Here is a 15,185-nt window from a genome sequence, read left to right on the forward strand (position 1 = left end):
ATATCACCCCGGGCGCATTCGGTGCCCCATGGCGGCCAAGGCCGATTTCGGGTGGGGGCTGGGCTGGCTGATCCTGATCGCCCAGGCCGGGATCGCCGCCTGGGGGCTGTGGCGCATGCGCCGCCGGGCCGCGCCGACCGAGAAGGAGAATTTCCTCATCATGCCGCAGCAGCCGGTCAGCACCCAGCTGGTGGCCGCGGCCGAGGAAGCGGCGATCGAGCGGAAAGAAGCGGCCGCCGCCACTTGAACCCTGGCTGGCGGCGGCCTATTTACACGATATCACCCCGGGCGCATTCGGTGCCCCATGGCGGCCAAGGCCGATTTCGGGTGGTTTTTCAGCAGGCTGCTGCAACCATGGTAGCCTGCTCCGGTTTACGGGCGCGAAGCATCGCGGCTCGACCGGGACTATTCTCACCGAAGAAAAAACCGGGGGGAGTGCCTGAGGGCGCCGCACCCGGAGGATAAGAGTAAGATGATGAAGAAGAACGTTACCCAGAGCCTGCCTTTGATCCAGCATCCGCCGCGCCAGAGCGCGCAGCCCGCTGTGATGACGCAGGCCGAGATCCGCAGCCTGGTCATCGCGACGATCGGCTGAGGCGGCGGCCGCCCAGCGGGCGGCCGAACAGACAGAAAGAAGATAGGGGTCCGGGGGAATTCATTCCCCCGGCCTTTTTCTTATCTACTGGTAGAGCTTCTCGATAACCCCCGCGTGGTCCTGCAGGACGATCTTGCGCTTCACCTTCATGGTCGGCGTCATCTGTCCGTTCTCGACGGTGAAGGGCGCGACCGAGGCGAAGTAGCGGATCCGCTCGATCCCCGAGAGCTTGCCGTTGACCCGCCGCAGCGCCGCCTTGACCGCGTCCTCGTCCTTGCGGTCGGCCGGCACCAGCAGGGCGGCGAGCCCCGGCCGCCCCTCGCCGGCGACGACGGCCTGGGCGATTTCCGGCTCCGCCATCAGCAGGCTTTCCAGCCGGGCCGGGCTGACCATGTCGCCGCCCAGCGTCTTGATGAAGTCGCGCTTGCGGTCGGTGATGCGCAGCCGCCCGTCGACCAGCTGCCCGACATCGCCGGTGTGCAGCCAGGTCTCGCCCTCGGGCGGGGCCGAGCGCAGCGCCGTGGCGCTGGCCTCCGGCTGGTTCCAGTAGCCATCCATGACCAGCGGCCCGCGCAGCAGAACCTCGCCATCCTCGGCGATGCGGATGGTGACGCCCGGCAGCGGCCGGCCGACCGTGGTGCGGTCATTGTCCCAGGGGGCGTTGACGCTGACCACCGGCCCGGCCTCGGTCTGGCCATAGCCCTGCAGCACCGGCAGGCCGAGGGCCAGGAAGAAGCCGGACAGGTCCGGATCCAGCCGGGCGCCGCCGGAGACCATGGCCACCAGCTGGCCGCCGAAGCGGGCGCGCACCTTGGCGCGGACCAGCCTGTCCAGCACCGTGTCCTGCAGCTTGTCCACCAAGTTCAGCCCGCCGCCATCCAGCCGCTTCAGCCCGAGCCGAAGGGTGCGGTCGAACAGGCCGCGCTGGAAGGCGGACTGCTTCTCGAGCCCCGCCAGGATGCGGGCGCGCAGCACCTCGAACAGGCGGGGCACGGCGGTCAGCACCTGGGGGCGGATCTCGGCGAGCTCGGCCGAGAGCTTTTCCGCGCCGCGGCTGAACACCACCTCCAGCCCGAAGGAGCAGAGCAGGTAGATCACCGTATGTTCATAGGCATGGCTGAGCGGCAGGAAGGACAGGTAGCTGGACCCCTGCGGCAGCTTCAGCTTGCGCATGAAGGCGGTGATGCCGTCGCGATTGGCCAGCATGGCGCGGTGCGGCAGCATGACGCCTTTGGGCGGGCCGCCGGTGCCGGAGGTGTAGATCAGGCAGGCCAGCCGCCCGGCCGGGATCTGCTCGGCCTCGGCATAGAGCATGGCCAGGTCGCCGCGGGTCTCGACCAGGCTGGACCAGGCGATGGCGCCGGGGCTGTCCTCGATCGACACCAGCAGGTCGAGCCCGCCGATGCCGGCCGCCTCGGCCAGGGTCTGCGCCAGCCGCGCGGTGGAGACGATCGCCGCCCGCGCCCCCGAATCGCGCAGCAGATGCGTGTGGTCGGCGAGCGTGTTGGTGGTGTAGCCAGGCACCGAGACGGCGCCGATCGTCATGATGGCGCAGTCGGCGACCAGGAATTCCGGCCGGTTCTCGGCGACGATCACCACCCGGTCGCCAGGGCAGACGCCGCGGGCGCGCAGCCCGGCGGCGACGGAGGCCACCTGCAGCGCGAATTCCGACCAGCTCATCCGCCGCCACTGCCCGTCGCGCCAGTAGCGCAGCATCGGCCGGTCGGGCCAGGCGCGGGAGAGGCCCAGCATCATCGCGGGCAGGCTGGTCCAGTTGTCCTCGGCGGCGGGCATGGCGGTGGCGCTTTCCTTCCGTCTGGCGAGGCCATGGATGCGGCCTTCGGACCCTTCGGTCGCCGGCCCCTGGTCACAAGGAAGGGTGGGGGGCGCTTGGCCTGGGTGACCAGGGGCTTATATCGACTATCAGAGAACCACAACCGCAAGGCTTCCCGTGCAGCTCTCCCACGCCCATCCGATCTTTCGCGACAATTCCGGCCGGCCGAGCGGCGCGGGCAATGCGGGGCCGCTGCCGGTCTGGGACCTGAAGGACCTCTACGCCGCCCCCGCCGACCCGAAGCTGGAAGCAGACCTGGTCCGCGCCGAGGCCGAGGCGCGCGCCTTCGCCGCCGCCCATGCCGGCAGGCTGGCCGGCCATTCCGGCGAGGCCCTGGCCGGGGCCATCGCCGAATACGAGCGGCTGGAGGAGGTGCTGGGCCGCGTCATGTCCTTCGCCTCGCTGGTGTTTTCCGGCGATGCCCAGGACCCGGCCAATGGCCGCTTCTTCCAGACCATGCAGGAGCGGGCGACGGTCATCTCCAGCCACCTGCTGTTCTTCACCCTCGAGCTGAACAAGGTCGAGGAGGCGGTGCTGGAGAAGAAGCTCTCGTCCAAGGCGCTGGCCCGCTACCGCCCCTTCCTGCGCGACCTGCGCGTCTTCCGCCCGCACCAGCTGTCGGACGAGGCGGAGAAGCTGCTGCATGACAAGGAGGTGACCGGCCGCTCCGCCTGGAACCGCCTGTTTGACGAGACCGTCGCGGCGATGGAGGTCAAGGTCGGCGAGGAGACGCTCAACGTCTCCGGCGCCCTGAACAAGCTGTCGGACGCCAACCGCGAGACCCGCGCCGCCGCGGCCAAGGGCGTCTCCGAGGCTTTCGGGGCGAAGGCCCGCCTCTTCACCCTGATCACCAACACCCTGGCCAAGGACAAGGAGATCGTCGACGGCTGGCGCGCCTATCCGCGCCCGGGCAGCAGCCGCAACCGCGCCAACATGGTCGAGGACACGGTGGTCGACGCGCTGGTCAACGCCGTCGTCGCCAGCTACCCGGCGCTGTCGCACCGCTACTACACGATGAAGGCCAAATGGCTTGGCCTGCCCAAGCTGCAGCACTGGGACCGCAACGCGCCGCTGCCCAACGAGGATGACAGCGCCATCCCCTGGGAGATGGCGCGTGACCGGGTGCTCTCGGCTTACAACGGCTTCCATCCCGAGCTCGGGCGCATCGGCAAGGAGTTTTTCGACAAGCCCTGGATCGACGCGGCGCTGCGGCCGGGCAAGGCCTCCGGCGCCTTCGCCCATCCGACGGTGCCCTCGGCCCACCCCTATCTGCTGGTCAACTACCACGGCAAGTCGCGCGACGTGATGACGCTCGCCCATGAGCTGGGCCATGGCGTGCACCAGGTGCTGGCGGCGCAGCAGGGCTACCTGATGTCCGGCACGCCGCTGACGCTGGCCGAGACCGCCTCGGTCTTCGGCGAGATGCTGACCTTCCGCGCCGTGCTCGACGCCGAGACCGACCCGAAGCGCCGCCGCGCGCTGCTGGCCGGCAAGGTCGAGGACATGCTGAACACGGTGGTCCGCCAGATCGCCTTCTACCGCTTCGAGACCCTGCTGCACGACGCCCGCCGCCGCGGCGAGCTGTCACGCGAGGAGATCGGCGCGCTCTGGATGCAGGTCCAGGTGGAAAGCCTCGGCCCCGCCTTCGACTTCACGCCGGACTATGAGATCTACTGGTCCTATGTCCCGCATTTCGTCCACACGCCCTTCTACGTCTATGCCTATGCCTTCGGCGACTGCCTGGTGAACGCCCTCTACGGCGTCTTCCAGGAGGGCAGCGTGCCCGGCTTCCAGGAGAAATACCTGGAGCTGCTGCGCGCCGGCGGCACCCTGCGGCACAAGGAGCTGCTGGCCCCCTTCGGGCTGGACGCCTCCGACCCTGCCTTCTGGCACAAGGGGCTGAACGTCATCGCGGGCTTCATCGACGAGCTGGAAAACACGGATGGCTGATGACCGCGAAGGCAGCTCCCTCTTCGGCGAGCTGCGCCGCATGGCCCGCACCTCCGGCGCCGTGGGCGGCATCGCCGCCCGCGTCGCCGGGGAACGCTTCCTCGGCATCAAGACCGACCGTGCCGTGCATGCCGGCGACCTGAAGGCGGTGCTCGGCGGGCTGAAGGGCCCGCTGATGAAGGTCGCCCAGTTCCTGACCACCATCCCCAACGCCCTGCCGCCCGAATACGCGGCGGAGCTCGCGGCGCTGCAGGCCAATGCGCCGCCGATGGGCTGGGCCTTCGTCCGCCGCCGCATGTCGAGCGAGATGGGCCCGGCCTGGCAGTCGCGCTTCGCCAGCTTCGGGCAGGAGGCCTCGGCCGCCGCCTCGCTCGGCCAGGTGCACCGCGCCATCCTGCCGGACGGCACCCTGGTCGCCTGCAAGCTGCAATACCCGGACATGTCCAGCGTGGTGGAGGCCGACCTGCGCCAGCTGAAGCTGGCCATGGGCCTCTTTGCCCGCATGGACGACGCCATCCAGCATGACGAGGTCTATCTGGAGCTCTGCGACCGCCTGCGCGAGGAGCTCGACTACGAGCGCGAGGCCGCCCAGATGCGCCTCTACAACGGCATGCTGCGCGACGAGCCGACCATCCGCACGCCGACCCCGGTCGAGGGCTATTGCTCCAAGCGGCTGCTGACCATGAGCTGGCTGGAAGGCCGCCCGATCCTCGACCGCCTGGCCGAGGACCCCAGCCAGGAGGAGCGCGACGCCTATGCCACCGCGCTGTTCCGCGCCTGGTACGTGCCCTTCTACCGCTACGGCGTCATCCACGGCGACCCGCACCTCGGCAACTACCAGATCCGCCAGCCGACCGGCGACACGCCGGCCGGCATCAACCTGCTGGACTACGGCGCCATCCGCGTCTTCCCGCCGACCTTCCTGCGCGGCGTGGTCATGCTCTACGAGGCGCTGCGCGATGACGACAAGGATAAGGCCGCCGAAGCCTATCGCATCTGGGGCTTCACCGACCTGTCGCGCGAGAAGATGGAGGTGCTCGGCCTCTGGGCCCGCTTCCTGCACGAGCCGCTGCTCGACGACCGCATCCGCCCGATCCAGGAAAACGACGACCCGGATTTCGGGCGGAAGGTCGCGGCGGAGGTCCATGCCGGGCTGAAGCGCACCGGGGGGGTGCGGCCGCCGCGGGAATTCGTGCTCGTTGATCGCGGCGCGGTCGGGCTGGGCAGCGCCTTCCTGCGGCTGCGGGCGCGGCTGAACTGGCACCGGCTGTTCAACGAGCTGATCGAAGGCTTCAACGAGCAGGAATTGCAGGCGCGGCAGACCAAGGCGCTGGTCGAAGCGGGCGTGCCGCACTGAGGGCGTGGCCAGGGGGCGCAGCCCCCTGGACCCCCGCTGGGGTGGCGACGGCCACCCCAGACCCCGCGAGCTATAAAAGACCGCGGGCGCGGAAGGAGCAGCAACCGGCGGCACCGACAATGAGGTGGTCGTGCAGCACCAGGCCCAGCGCCTCGGCGGCGCGGCGCACCTCCGCCGTCATCGTCACGTCGGCAGCGCTGGGCGTGACATCGCCGCTCGGATGGTTGTGCACCAGGATCAGGGCGGTCGCGCCCAGCTCCAGGGCGCGCTTCACCACCTCCCGCGGATAGACCGGCGTGTGGTTCACCGTGCCGCGGCCCAGCGCCTCGTCGGCGATCAGGCGGTTGCGCGCATCCAGGAACAGCACGCGGAACTGCTCGACCCCGTCCCGCCCCATCGCCGCCTGCAGATAGGCCTGCAGCGCCTCCCAGGATGACAGCAGCGGCTGGTCCAGCAGCTCGGCGCGCATCAGCCGCAGCGCCGCCGCCTGCGCCGTCTTCAGCGCGGCGACCCCGGCCTCGCCCAGCCCCTCCACCGCCAGCAGCGCGCCGGGCGGGGCCGACAGCGCCCGGCCGAAGCTGCCGAACCGTGCCAGCAGGGCATGCGCCAGCGCCTTGGTGTCCCGCCGCGGCAGCGCCAGGAACAGCAGCATCTCGATCAGCTCGTGGTCCAGCAGGGAATCCGGCCCGGCCCGCAGCAGCCGCTGCCGCATTCGTGCGCGATGTCCCTCCGCCGCCGGCAAGGGGCGCGGCGGCGGCGCAGGGCTCAGCAGATCGGGCAGCAGGGCAGGGGGTGGCGCGGGCGCCTCCGCCATCCCGGACGACTTCCGCATGCGGCCTCCGTTTCACCCATAGGTTGAACGAAGGCCGCTGCGATTGTCCAGGAAATCAGGCGGTGGTGTCGCCGTAGGGCGGCTTGTGCAGCCCGGCGGGGGAATAGGTGAAAACCTCGCAGCCGGTCTCGGTCACGCCGATCATGTGCTCGAACTGGGCCGACAGCCCGCGGTCGCGGGTCACCGCGGTCCAGCCGTCGTCCAGCACCTTCACGTCGGGGCGGCCGGTGTTCACCATCGGCTCGATGGTGAAGAACATGCCCGGCTTCAGCACCGGGCCGTCGCCCGCGCGGCCGAAATGCAGCACGTTCGGCGCGGCATGGAAGGTCCGGCCGATGCCATGGCCGCAGAAGTCGCGCACCACGCTGAAGCGGTGCTTCTCGACATAGCTCTGGATGGCATGGCCGATATCGCCCAGCCGGGCGCCCGGCTTCACCGCCGCGATGCCGCGCAGCAGGCTTTCATGCGTCACGTCCATCAGCAGCCGCGCCTTGGTGCTGGGCGTGCCGGCCACGTACATGCGGCTGGTGTCGCCATACCAGCCATCCAGGATGACGGTGACGTCGATGTTCAGGATATCGCCGTCCAGCAGCGCCCGCGGCCCGGGAATGCCGTGGCAGACCACATGGTTGATCGAGATGCAGGAGGCGTGCTGGTAGCCGCGATAGCCGATCGTCGCCGAGATGGCGCCGCTGGCCTCGATGAAATCCTGGATGGTCTTGTCCAGCGCCGCCGTGGTCACGCCGGGGCGGACATGCGGGGTGATCATGTCCAGCGTCGCGGCGGCCAATTGCCCCGCGCGGCGCATTCCCTCGAAATCTTCCGGCGCGTGCAATGTGATGCGCCGCGCCTCGGCACCGGATTGTTCCATGACGGCGAAAGATGCGCGGATCGCACGCCGCATGCAAGGCGCTGGCGCCGCAGAGCAGGTCTGACGCAGAAGCTAATGGCCGGGTTTCTCGCCGGCCTTGTGCTCGACCGTGCCGAAGGCCTCGGCCAGGCTGACCTGGCCGCTGCCGCGTGGCGCCGGCTTCGGCTGGTTCGGCCCCGGCGCCCAGCCGGTGAGCGTCAGCATTTCCAGCGGTGCCGCGATGGTGCCGTCGGCCCCCGGGGCCAGCGCCGCCAGCGCCATCGGGAAGAAGGCGCGCGGCGGGGTGCGCGGGTCGCGGGCCAGCACCGCATTGCCCTCGCCGGCGGCGCGCAGATCGGCCAGCAGGGTCAGGGCCGAGCGGTAGCGCAGGTCCAGGTGCTCGCGATCGGCCACCGGCATGGCGAAGCCGGCCCGCTGCAGCAGGGCGGCCCCGTCGCGGATTTCTGGAAATGGCGAGACCCGGGGGCTGATGCCGTCGCGCAGCGCGGTCTCGGCCTGGCCCAGCGCCTGGCGCAGCGGCTGCAGCGTGCCCAGGGCGGGCAGGGTGGCCAGGAACAGCCCGTCGGGGGCCAGCGCCCGGCGGATCTGCAGCAGCGCCCCCGGCAGGTCGTTGACCCAATGCAGGGAAAGATTGGCGACGATCAGGTCGAAGCTGCCGGGGCCGAAGGGCAGCCATTCCTCATCCGCCGCCAGCGGCACCCCGCCGGCGCCGGCGGCCATCCGGGCCGAGAGGTCCATCGACACGGTGAAGCCGACGCCGCGCGCCCGCAGCAGGGGGGCGACGACGCCGCGGCCGCCGATCTCGAGGGCCCGGTCGAAGCGGCGCAGCGTGTCGTCCAGCCGGTCCAGCATGCGCTCGGCCGCGGCCTCCAGCACCGGCGCCACCTGGGCGACGCTGGCCGCCGCGCGGTCGCGCCGCCGCCGCACCAGAGCCCGATCGAAAACCCGCATCGCATCCGCCATGCCGCGCCCATGCGCCAAGCCGCGCCGCCGCGCAAGCGCCGCTTGAACGGTCGGGGCATGCCGGCTTAGGCTCACGGTTTCGTGAGGTCATCGGCAAAAGGCCGGCTGCATGATGATGGCCGCCCCGTTGCGTCGCCTGGGCGGCGCCGTGCTGGACGCGTTGCTGCCGCCACGCTGCCTGGGCTGCGGCGAGGCGGTGCTGCGCCAGGCGACGCTCTGCGTCCCCTGCTTCATCGAGACGCCGCTGATCACCCCGCCCTGCTGCGCCAGCTGCGGCCTGCCTTTCGGCCATGCCGCCGAGGGCGAGCCGGGCGAGGATGGCGGCCGCCACTGCCCGCGCTGTCTTTTGGCGCCGCCGCTCTACGGCCAGGCGCGGGCAGCGTTTCTCTACGGGCCGGGCAGCAAGCGGCTGCTGCTGCCCTTCAAGCATGGCGACCGCAGCGAGCTGGCGCGGCCGCTGGCGCGGCAGATGGCCCGGGCAGGGCGCGAGCTGCTGGACCGCGCCGAGCTGATCCTGCCGGTGCCGCTGCACCGCTGGCGGCTGCTGCGCCGGCGCTACAACCAGGCGGCGCTGCTGGCGGCCGAGCTGTCGCGGCTGTCGGGCCGGCCCTGGGCGCCCGACCTGCTGCGGCGGCCGCGCGCCACCCCGCCGCTGGGCGAGAAGGGGCCGGCGGCACGCCAGGCGGTGGTGGCGGGGGCCTTCGCGCTGGGACCGGGGGCGGCAGCGCGGATTGCCGGGCGACGGCTGCTGCTGGTCGACGACGTGCTGACCACCGGCGCCACGGCCAATGCCTGCGCCTGGCTGCTGCTGCAGGCGGGGGCGGCGGGGGTGGACGTGCTGGCGGCGGCGCGGGTGCCGGAAGGGCGCTAGGCCGCGGAAATCCGCCGCCGGCGGTCGCCACGAAGCTGCAACGCTCTTGACCGATGCGGCCGCGGCGCCGATGTGTCACCGCATGGCCAAGGTCGAAATCTACACCACCGCATTCTGCCCCTATTGCTCCCGCGCCAAGCTGCTGCTGGGCCGCAAGGAGGTCAGCTTCACCGAATACGACGCGCCGAACGGCTCGGCCGAGCGGGACGATGCGATCCGCCGCTCCGGCGGGCGGACCACGGTGCCGCAGATCTTCATCGACGATCAGGCGATCGGCGGCTGCGACGACCTGATGGCGCTGGAACGCGCCGGCAAGCTGGATGCGCTGCTCCAGGCAGGCTAAAGCCTCCGCTTTCCACCCCATGCCGGCGCACAGACCAGGGCTCGAATGATCCACTACCAGCTTCGCTGCGACCAGGACCACGGCTTCGACGGCTGGTACAAGGACAGCGCGGCCTTCGAGAAGCTCGTGGCTGCGCGGCTGGTCGAATGCCCGGTCTGCGGCAGCGACAGCGTCACCCGCGCGCTGATGGCGCCGGCCATCGCCAAGACCCCGGGCGTCAAGGGCCGCGCCGCCGCCGAGCCGGCGCCGGGCGAGGCCGCGGCCAATGCCCCGGGCGGCGTGCCCGCCGTCGCCGGCCCAGGCGCGCAAAATGGACCGCAAAACGGTCCCCAGAATGGTCCGCCGGGCCTGCCACAGGCTGCCGCCGGGCCGATGCCGGCGCAGGTGCTGGCGCTGCTGCAGAAGATGCGGGCCGAGGTCGAGCGCAATTGCGACTATGTCGGCACCGACTTCGCCGAGGAGGCGCGGCGGATGCATCGCGGCGAGAGCGAGCGCCGCGGCATCTATGGCGAGACCAGCGAAGGCGACGCCGAGTCCCTGCAGGACGAGGGCATCGAGATCGCCCATCTGCCCTGGGTCCCCCGCGCCGACGGCTAGGTTTTCCAGGGTTTCGTCGCCGGGCCGGGGAGGGCGACTTCCCCGGCTTTTTCTATGCCGCCTCGTCGTCGCGGCCGCGCAGGCGGGTGGCGAGCAGGGTCAGGCCCTCGCGCAGCGGCGCCATGTCCGCCTCGGTCATCTGGGCGGCGCAGCCCAGCGCCTCGGGGATGGCGCGGGCCGGCAGGCGCAGCGCCTCGGCGCGCGGGGTCAGCGTCACGCGGACGACGCGCTCGTCGCGCGGGTCGCGGCGGCGGGACACCCAGCCGGCGGCCTCCATGCGCTTCAGCATCGGCGTCAGCGTGCCGCTGTCGAGGAACAGCCCGTCGCCGAGCTCCCGCACCGTGCGGTCGTCGCGTTCCCACAGCTGCAGCAGCACCAGGTATTGCGGATAGGTCAGGCCATGCGGCTCCAGATGCGGGCGATAGGCCTGGCCGAAGGCATGCGCCGCCGCATAGATCGCGAAGCAGAGATGGTCCTGCAGCCGCATCGGTCCTTCGTCGCCCATCGCGGCCTCCGCGCCATTTCGTGACGATAGATAGTGCGCAATGGGATTGACGGCAACTTTTGTCCTATTAGATTGTGCGCAATCGAACGCCGCGACAGCCGCGGTCCTGAAGGAGCGAAGAGCCATGAAGATCCTGTATCGCGCCCGTGTTTCCGCCACCGGTGGCCGTGAGGGCGCGGCCCGCAGCGATGACGGCCTGCTCGAGGTCAAGCTGGCGCCGCCGAAGGAGCTGGGCGGCGCCGGCGGCGCGACGAATCCCGAGCAGCTGTTCGGCGCCGGCTATTCGGCCTGTTTCCTGGGTGCGATGAAGTTCGTGGCGGGCCAGCGCAAGATCACGGTGCCGGCCTCGGTTTCGGTGGCGGCCGAGGTTGGCATCGGCCAGCGCGACGATGGCGAGGGCTTTGGCCTGGAGGTGGCGCTGACGGTCTCCCTGCCCGGGATGGAGCAGGGCGCTGCGGACGACCTGGTCGAGCGTGCGCACCGTGTCTGCCCGTACAGCCATGCGACCCGCGGCAATATCGCGGTGACGACCACGGTCGCGGTCTGACGGGCAGAGATAGATGAGGGGTCTGGGGAGAATACTTTCTCCCCAGCCTTATTCTTTCTTCGCGGCCATGATGTAGTTGACGCTGACGTCGCTGCCGGCCTTCCAGTCCTTGGTCCCGATTTTCGGCGTCATGCCCGCGATATCGGTGACCCGCAGCCCCGCCCGCCGCGCTTCAGCTCCAAGCTCCGCCGGGGTGACGAACATTTTCCAGTCATGGGTGCCGCGCGGCAGCAGCCGCAGCAGGTATTCCGCGCCCACCTTCGCGAACAGGAAGCTTTTCGGCGTGCGGTTCAGCGTCGAGAGGAAGACCAGCCCGCCCGGCTTGGCGACGCTGGCCAGCGCCGCCAGGAAGGCGCCCCGGTCGGCGACGTGCTCGATGACCTCGAGGGCGATGACCGCGTCGAAGCGGGCGCCCTCGGCCGCGAGCTCCTCCGGCCGGCCCTGGCGGTAGTCGATCTCCAGCCCCGAGCGGGTCGCATGGGCGCGGGCGGCGTCGAGGGCGGTGCCGGCGGCGTCCAGCCCGGTGACGCGGGCGCCGAGCCGGGCCATGCCCTCGCTGGCGAGGCCGGCGCCGCAGCCGACATCGAGGAGGGAGAGCCCGGCCAGGTCCTCCCCCTGGCGGCCTTCGCCAGCGGCCAGGCGGCGGGCGATCCAGCCGCAGCGCAGCGGATTCATGCGGTGCAGCGGCGCCATCGGGCCGTCGGGGTCCCACCAGCGCGCCGCCAGGGCGTCGAACTTGGCGATCTCGGCCTCGAGGGCGGTGGTCTGGGCGGGCATGGCGGCATCTCCGGTTGCGGCAGGGCGCGACCCCCGTTATCTGTCCCAGCCCCGCGCCGGCCGCAACCAGGCCGTGCGGCCGCCGTGCCTGACCGGTCGCCGTCGCTGATCATTCGACCTGGCGGCCCGGTCCCCTTCGAGACCCCGTTCCATCAGAGCGCCCATGGCCCGTATCGTGATGAAGTTCGGCGGCACGTCCGTCGCCGACCTGGACCGTATCCGCAACGTCGCCAACCGGGTGAAACGGGAAGTCGATGCCGGGCACGAGGTCGCCGTGGTGGTCTCGGCCATGTCGGGCGTGACCAACCAGCTGGTGAAGTGGTGCCAGGAGCTTTCGCCCCTGCATGACGCCCGCGAATACGATAGCGTGGTGGCGACCGGCGAGCAGGTGACCAGCGGGCTGCTGGCGGTGGCGCTGCAGACCATCGGCGTCGATGCGCGGTCCTGGCAGGGCTGGCAGATCCCGATCCTGACCGATGGCGCGCATGGCAAGGCGCGGGTCGAGGAGATCAAGGGCGAGGCGCTGATCGCCCGGATGCAGCGCGGCCAGGTGCCGGTGGTGGCCGGCTTCCAGGGCATCGGCCCGGACAACCGGGTGACGACGCTGGGCCGCGGCGGGTCGGACCTGTCGGCGGTGGCGATCGCGGCGGCGGTGAAGGCCGATCGCTGCGACATCTACACGGATGTGGATGGCATCTACACCACCGACCCGCGCATCGTGCCCCGGGCACGCAAGCTGCCGGCGGTGGCGTATGAGGAGATGCTGGAACTGGCCTCGGTCGGCGCGAAGGTGCTGCAGACCCGGTCGGTCGAGCTGGCGATGAAGCAGCGGGTGCGGGTGCAGGTGCTGTCCTCCTTCGAGGACAAGCCCGGCTCGCTGGTCGTGGATGAGGATGAGATCGTGGAACAGCCGCTGGTGACGGGCGTCGCCTATTCCCGCGACGAGGCGAAGGTGACGCTGCGCCGGGTGCCGGACAAGCCCGGCATCGCGGCCGAGGTCTTCGTGCCCCTGTCGGACGCCAATGTGAACGTCGACATGATCGTGCAGAACCTGGGCGCCGACGGCACCACGGACATGACCTTCACGGTGGGCAAGACCGACCTGCCGCGGGCCCGCGACGTGCTGGAGAAGGCGCGCGGCACGATCGGCTTCGAGAGCGTGATCGCCGATCCGGAGGTCGCCAAGATCTCCATCGTCGGCATCGGCATGCGCAGCCATGCCGGCGTCGCCGCGACGATGTTCAAGACGCTGGCCGAGAAGGGCATCAACATCCAGGTGATCTCGACGTCGGAGATCAAGACCTCGGTGCTGATCGGGGTGGAATACACCGAGCTCGCGGTGCGCGCCCTGCACAGCGCCTACGGCCTGGACGCGGAAGCCTGAGCATGGACGCGCAAACCCCCCTGCCCGGGGCAGACGCGATCGATGCGCTGATGGCGCGCGGGGCGGCCTTCCTGGGCGCCCGCTACGCCATCCTCGGCGGCGCCATGAGCTGGGTCAGCGAGCGCAACCTGGTCGCGGCCCTGTCCAATGCCGGGGCCTTCGGCGTCATCGCCTGCGGCGCGATGATGCCGGACCGGCTGGCGGAAGAGATTTCCGCGACCCAGGCGCTGACGCAGAAGCCCTTCGGCGTGAACCTGATCACCATGCATCCGAACCTGATGGAGCTGGTGCAGGTCTGCCTGGACGCCAAGGTCGGCCACATCGTCTTCGCCGGCGGCATTCCGCCCGGGCCGGCCATCAAGGCGGCCAAGGAAGGCGGCGCCAAGGTCATCTGCTTCGCGCCCGCCTTCGCCCTGGCGAAGAAGCTGGTGCGGTCGGGCGCCGACGCGCTGGTGATCGAGGGTTCCGAGGCGGGGGGGCATATCGGGCCGGTCAGCCTGACCGTGCTGGCGCAGGAGATCCTGCCGCATATCCGCGACGTGCCGGTCTTCGTGGCCGGCGGGCTCGGCCGCGGCGAGGCGATCCTGTCCTATCTGGAGATGGGGGCGGCCGGCGTGCAGCTGGGCACCCGCTTCGTCTGCGCGACCGAATGCGTGGCGCATGCGAATTTCAAGCGCGCCTTCATCCGGGGCGCCGCGCGCGACGCCCTGCCGACGGTGCAGCTGGACGAGAACTTCCCCGTCATCCCGGTGCGCGCCCTGCAGAACGAGGGCACCAAGCGCTTCCTGGAGCACCAGGCCATGGTGATCGGCCGCTTCAAGTCGGGCGCGGTGACCAAGGAAGCCGGCCAGCTGGAGATCGAGCATTACTGGGCCGGCGCGCTGCGCCGCGCCGTGGTCGATGGCGATGTCGAGAATGGCAGCCTGATGGCCGGGCAGAGCGTCGGCCTGGTGACGTGCGAGCAGCCCTCGGTGGAGATCATCGCCGAGCTGCTGGACCAGGCGCGCGCCGCCCTGCTGGCGCGGCGCGCCGGGGTCTGAGACACTTCCGGGCCGGGGCGCGCAGCCCCGGCCCGGCGCCTTCTCGCGGGTTTCTCGCGGGCCTGCGACCCGGCCCGGCTTCCGGCCTCACCGCAATTCGGTTTGCCCTGCGCCGCGCGGCGCGATAGGTGTCCATCGCGTGCCCTACGATCTCAAACGTCTCCCCCGTTCTGACATCCAGCCCGCCGAGGCCGCGCGGGTGGGCGAGGAGCTGCGCGAGGCCCGCCTCTCGCTGGGCGTGAGCCTGGAGGAGCTGGCGGAGACGCTGCGCATCAACCGGCGCTACCTGGCCGCCCTGGAAGAAGGCCGCGTGCGCGACCTGCCGGGCGTCGCCTATGGCACCGGCTTCGTCCGCAGCTACGCCCAGTCGATGGGGCTGGACGCGCCCGACCTGGTGCGCCGCTTCCGCGAGGGCGCCGGCGGCGCCACCCGCCCGAAGGACCTGGTCTTCCCCGAGCCGGTGCCGGATCGCGGCGTCCCCGCCGGGGTCGTCATCCTGATCGGCGCGGTGCTGGCGGTCGGCGCCTATGCCGCCTGGTACCAGTGGAGCGGCTCGGCCGAGCGCAGCGTCGACGCCGTCCCCCCGCTGCCGCCGCGGCTGGAGCAGGCGGCGCGCGATGCCGGCCTGCCGCCGCTGCCCGGCACGCCGCCTGCCACCACCCCGCCGAACGGCGCCGCCCCGGCAGCGCCGCCCGCCGCGTCCCCGAACGGCACGCCCG

General features: G+C 71.0%; 16 protein-coding genes and 1 pseudogene. 11 read left to right on the forward strand and 6 right to left on the reverse strand.

Annotation, left to right across the window (positions count from 1 at the left end):
* Positions 1 to 247 (forward strand): annotated as a pseudogene (locus GVN67_RS22730) (hypothetical protein); the annotation flags it as partial.
* Between the two features lie 225 nt (positions 248 to 472).
* Entirely contained in the window at positions 473 to 595 is a 123-nt protein-coding gene (locus tag GVN67_RS30390; protein ID WP_255430426.1) for a hypothetical protein, read from the forward strand.
* A gap of 84 nt (positions 596 to 679) precedes the next feature.
* Here the strand turns inward: GVN67_RS30390 and GVN67_RS22735 are convergent, their stop codons facing one another.
* Complete coding sequence (locus tag GVN67_RS22735) at positions 680 to 2,389, reverse strand: long-chain fatty acid--CoA ligase (protein ID WP_159999620.1); 1,710 nt, start codon at positions 2,387 to 2,389, stop codon at positions 680 to 682.
* 157 nt (positions 2,390 to 2,546) lie between these two features.
* On the opposite strand from GVN67_RS22735, the gene GVN67_RS22740 reads away from it, so the two are divergent.
* The gene (locus GVN67_RS22740; RefSeq protein WP_159999621.1) at positions 2,547 to 4,379 is read left to right on the forward strand and encodes a M3 family oligoendopeptidase; all 1,833 of its coding nucleotides are present in this window, start codon (positions 2,547 to 2,549) and stop codon (positions 4,377 to 4,379) included.
* Positions 4,372 to 5,736, forward strand: a complete 1,365-nt coding sequence (locus GVN67_RS22745; RefSeq protein ID WP_159999622.1) for an AarF/ABC1/UbiB kinase family protein — start codon at positions 4,372 to 4,374, stop codon at positions 5,734 to 5,736. The genes GVN67_RS22740 and GVN67_RS22745 overlap by 8 nt, the downstream gene beginning before the upstream one ends.
* A gap of 70 nt (positions 5,737 to 5,806) precedes the next feature.
* On the opposite strand, the gene radC is transcribed toward GVN67_RS22745, so the two are convergent.
* From radC to GVN67_RS22760, 3 genes are all read right to left on the reverse strand, one after another.
* Positions 5,807 to 6,568, reverse strand: a complete 762-nt coding sequence (gene radC, locus GVN67_RS22750) for a RadC family protein (protein WP_159999623.1) — start codon at positions 6,566 to 6,568, stop codon at positions 5,807 to 5,809.
* A 55-nt stretch (positions 6,569 to 6,623) separates the two neighbouring features.
* Entirely contained in the window at positions 6,624 to 7,439 is an 816-nt protein-coding gene (gene map / locus GVN67_RS22755; protein WP_159999624.1) for a type I methionyl aminopeptidase, read from the reverse strand.
* A gap of 72 nt (positions 7,440 to 7,511) precedes the next feature.
* Positions 7,512 to 8,390, reverse strand: coding sequence for a methyltransferase domain-containing protein (locus GVN67_RS22760; protein WP_235035428.1), 879 nt, complete (start codon positions 8,388 to 8,390; stop codon positions 7,512 to 7,514).
* Between the two features lie 121 nt (positions 8,391 to 8,511).
* Between GVN67_RS22760 and GVN67_RS22765 the strand changes: the two genes are divergently transcribed.
* The 3 genes from GVN67_RS22765 (at position 8,512) to GVN67_RS22775 (ending at position 10,213) form a co-directional block, all read left to right on the forward strand.
* Positions 8,512 to 9,273, forward strand: a complete 762-nt coding sequence (locus GVN67_RS22765) for a ComF family protein (RefSeq protein WP_235035429.1) — start codon at positions 8,512 to 8,514, stop codon at positions 9,271 to 9,273.
* A gap of 82 nt (positions 9,274 to 9,355) precedes the next feature.
* On the forward strand, positions 9,356 to 9,616 hold the full coding sequence (gene grxC, locus GVN67_RS22770) for a glutaredoxin 3 (RefSeq protein ID WP_159999626.1): 261 nt from the start codon (positions 9,356 to 9,358) through the stop codon (positions 9,614 to 9,616).
* Positions 9,617 to 9,661: 45 nt separating this feature from the next.
* On the forward strand, positions 9,662 to 10,213 hold the full coding sequence (locus GVN67_RS22775; RefSeq protein ID WP_159999627.1) for a DUF1178 family protein: 552 nt from the start codon (positions 9,662 to 9,664) through the stop codon (positions 10,211 to 10,213).
* A gap of 52 nt (positions 10,214 to 10,265) precedes the next feature.
* Here the strand turns inward: GVN67_RS22775 and GVN67_RS22780 are convergent, their stop codons facing one another.
* Positions 10,266 to 10,718: a MarR family winged helix-turn-helix transcriptional regulator gene (locus GVN67_RS22780; RefSeq protein WP_159999628.1), complete on the reverse strand. Its 453-nt coding sequence runs from the start codon at positions 10,716 to 10,718 to the stop codon at positions 10,266 to 10,268.
* 124 nt (positions 10,719 to 10,842) lie between these two features.
* Here GVN67_RS22780 and GVN67_RS22785 point away from each other — a divergent pair, with 124 nt between their 5' ends.
* Positions 10,843 to 11,265 carry an organic hydroperoxide resistance protein gene (locus GVN67_RS22785; protein ID WP_159999629.1) on the forward strand — a complete coding sequence of 141 codons (423 nt, stop codon included), beginning with the start codon at positions 10,843 to 10,845 and terminating at the stop codon, positions 11,263 to 11,265.
* A gap of 48 nt (positions 11,266 to 11,313) precedes the next feature.
* On the opposite strand, the gene ubiG is transcribed toward GVN67_RS22785, so the two are convergent.
* Positions 11,314 to 12,042 (reverse strand): bifunctional 2-polyprenyl-6-hydroxyphenol methylase/3-demethylubiquinol 3-O-methyltransferase UbiG, encoded by a 729-nt coding sequence (gene ubiG, locus GVN67_RS22790; RefSeq protein ID WP_159999630.1) that lies wholly within the window; start codon positions 12,040 to 12,042, stop codon positions 11,314 to 11,316.
* 163 nt (positions 12,043 to 12,205) lie between these two features.
* Between ubiG and GVN67_RS22795 the strand changes: the two genes are divergently transcribed.
* The 3 genes from GVN67_RS22795 to GVN67_RS22805 form a co-directional block, all read left to right on the forward strand.
* Positions 12,206 to 13,426, forward strand: coding sequence for an aspartate kinase (locus tag GVN67_RS22795; RefSeq protein WP_159999631.1), 1,221 nt, complete (start codon positions 12,206 to 12,208; stop codon positions 13,424 to 13,426).
* Between the two features lie 2 nt (positions 13,427 to 13,428).
* Complete coding sequence (locus GVN67_RS22800; protein WP_159999632.1) at positions 13,429 to 14,466, forward strand: nitronate monooxygenase family protein; 1,038 nt, start codon at positions 13,429 to 13,431, stop codon at positions 14,464 to 14,466.
* A gap of 139 nt (positions 14,467 to 14,605) precedes the next feature.
* Positions 14,606 to 15,185 (forward strand): RodZ family helix-turn-helix domain-containing protein (locus GVN67_RS22805; RefSeq protein WP_159999633.1); only part of this gene is annotated, 580 nt, incomplete at its 3' end.

Source organism: Roseomonas sp. 18066, from assembly GCF_902706185.1.
GTDB lineage: Bacteria > Pseudomonadota > Alphaproteobacteria > Acetobacterales > Acetobacteraceae > Pseudoroseomonas.

Bases quoted from the DNA above. Each gene is read 5' to 3' on its own strand.
- GVN67_RS30390 (WP_255430426.1), top strand. From the start codon at position 473: ATGATGAAGAAGAACGTTACCCAGAGCCTGCCTTTGATCCAGCATCCG.
- GVN67_RS22735 (WP_159999620.1), bottom strand. From the start codon at position 2,389: ATGCCCGCCGCCGAGGACAACTGGACCAGCCTGCCCGCGATGATGCTG.
- GVN67_RS22745 (WP_159999622.1), top strand. From the start codon at position 4,372: ATGGCTGATGACCGCGAAGGCAGCTCCCTCTTCGGCGAGCTGCGCCGC.
- radC (WP_159999623.1), bottom strand. From the start codon at position 6,568: ATGCGGAAGTCGTCCGGGATGGCGGAGGCGCCCGCGCCACCCCCTGCC.
- map (WP_159999624.1), bottom strand. From the start codon at position 7,439: ATGGAACAATCCGGTGCCGAGGCGCGGCGCATCACATTGCACGCGCCG.
- GVN67_RS22760 (WP_235035428.1), bottom strand. From the start codon at position 8,390: ATGCGGGTTTTCGATCGGGCTCTGGTGCGGCGGCGGCGCGACCGCGCG.
- GVN67_RS22765 (WP_235035429.1), top strand. From the start codon at position 8,512: ATGATGATGGCCGCCCCGTTGCGTCGCCTGGGCGGCGCCGTGCTGGAC.
- grxC (WP_159999626.1), top strand. From the start codon at position 9,356: ATGGCCAAGGTCGAAATCTACACCACCGCATTCTGCCCCTATTGCTCC.
- GVN67_RS22775 (WP_159999627.1), top strand. From the start codon at position 9,662: ATGATCCACTACCAGCTTCGCTGCGACCAGGACCACGGCTTCGACGGC.
- GVN67_RS22780 (WP_159999628.1), bottom strand. From the start codon at position 10,718: ATGGGCGACGAAGGACCGATGCGGCTGCAGGACCATCTCTGCTTCGCG.
- GVN67_RS22785 (WP_159999629.1), top strand. From the start codon at position 10,843: ATGAAGATCCTGTATCGCGCCCGTGTTTCCGCCACCGGTGGCCGTGAG.
- ubiG (WP_159999630.1), bottom strand. From the start codon at position 12,042: ATGCCCGCCCAGACCACCGCCCTCGAGGCCGAGATCGCCAAGTTCGAC.
- GVN67_RS22795 (WP_159999631.1), top strand. From the start codon at position 12,206: ATGGCCCGTATCGTGATGAAGTTCGGCGGCACGTCCGTCGCCGACCTG.
- GVN67_RS22800 (WP_159999632.1), top strand. From the start codon at position 13,429: ATGGACGCGCAAACCCCCCTGCCCGGGGCAGACGCGATCGATGCGCTG.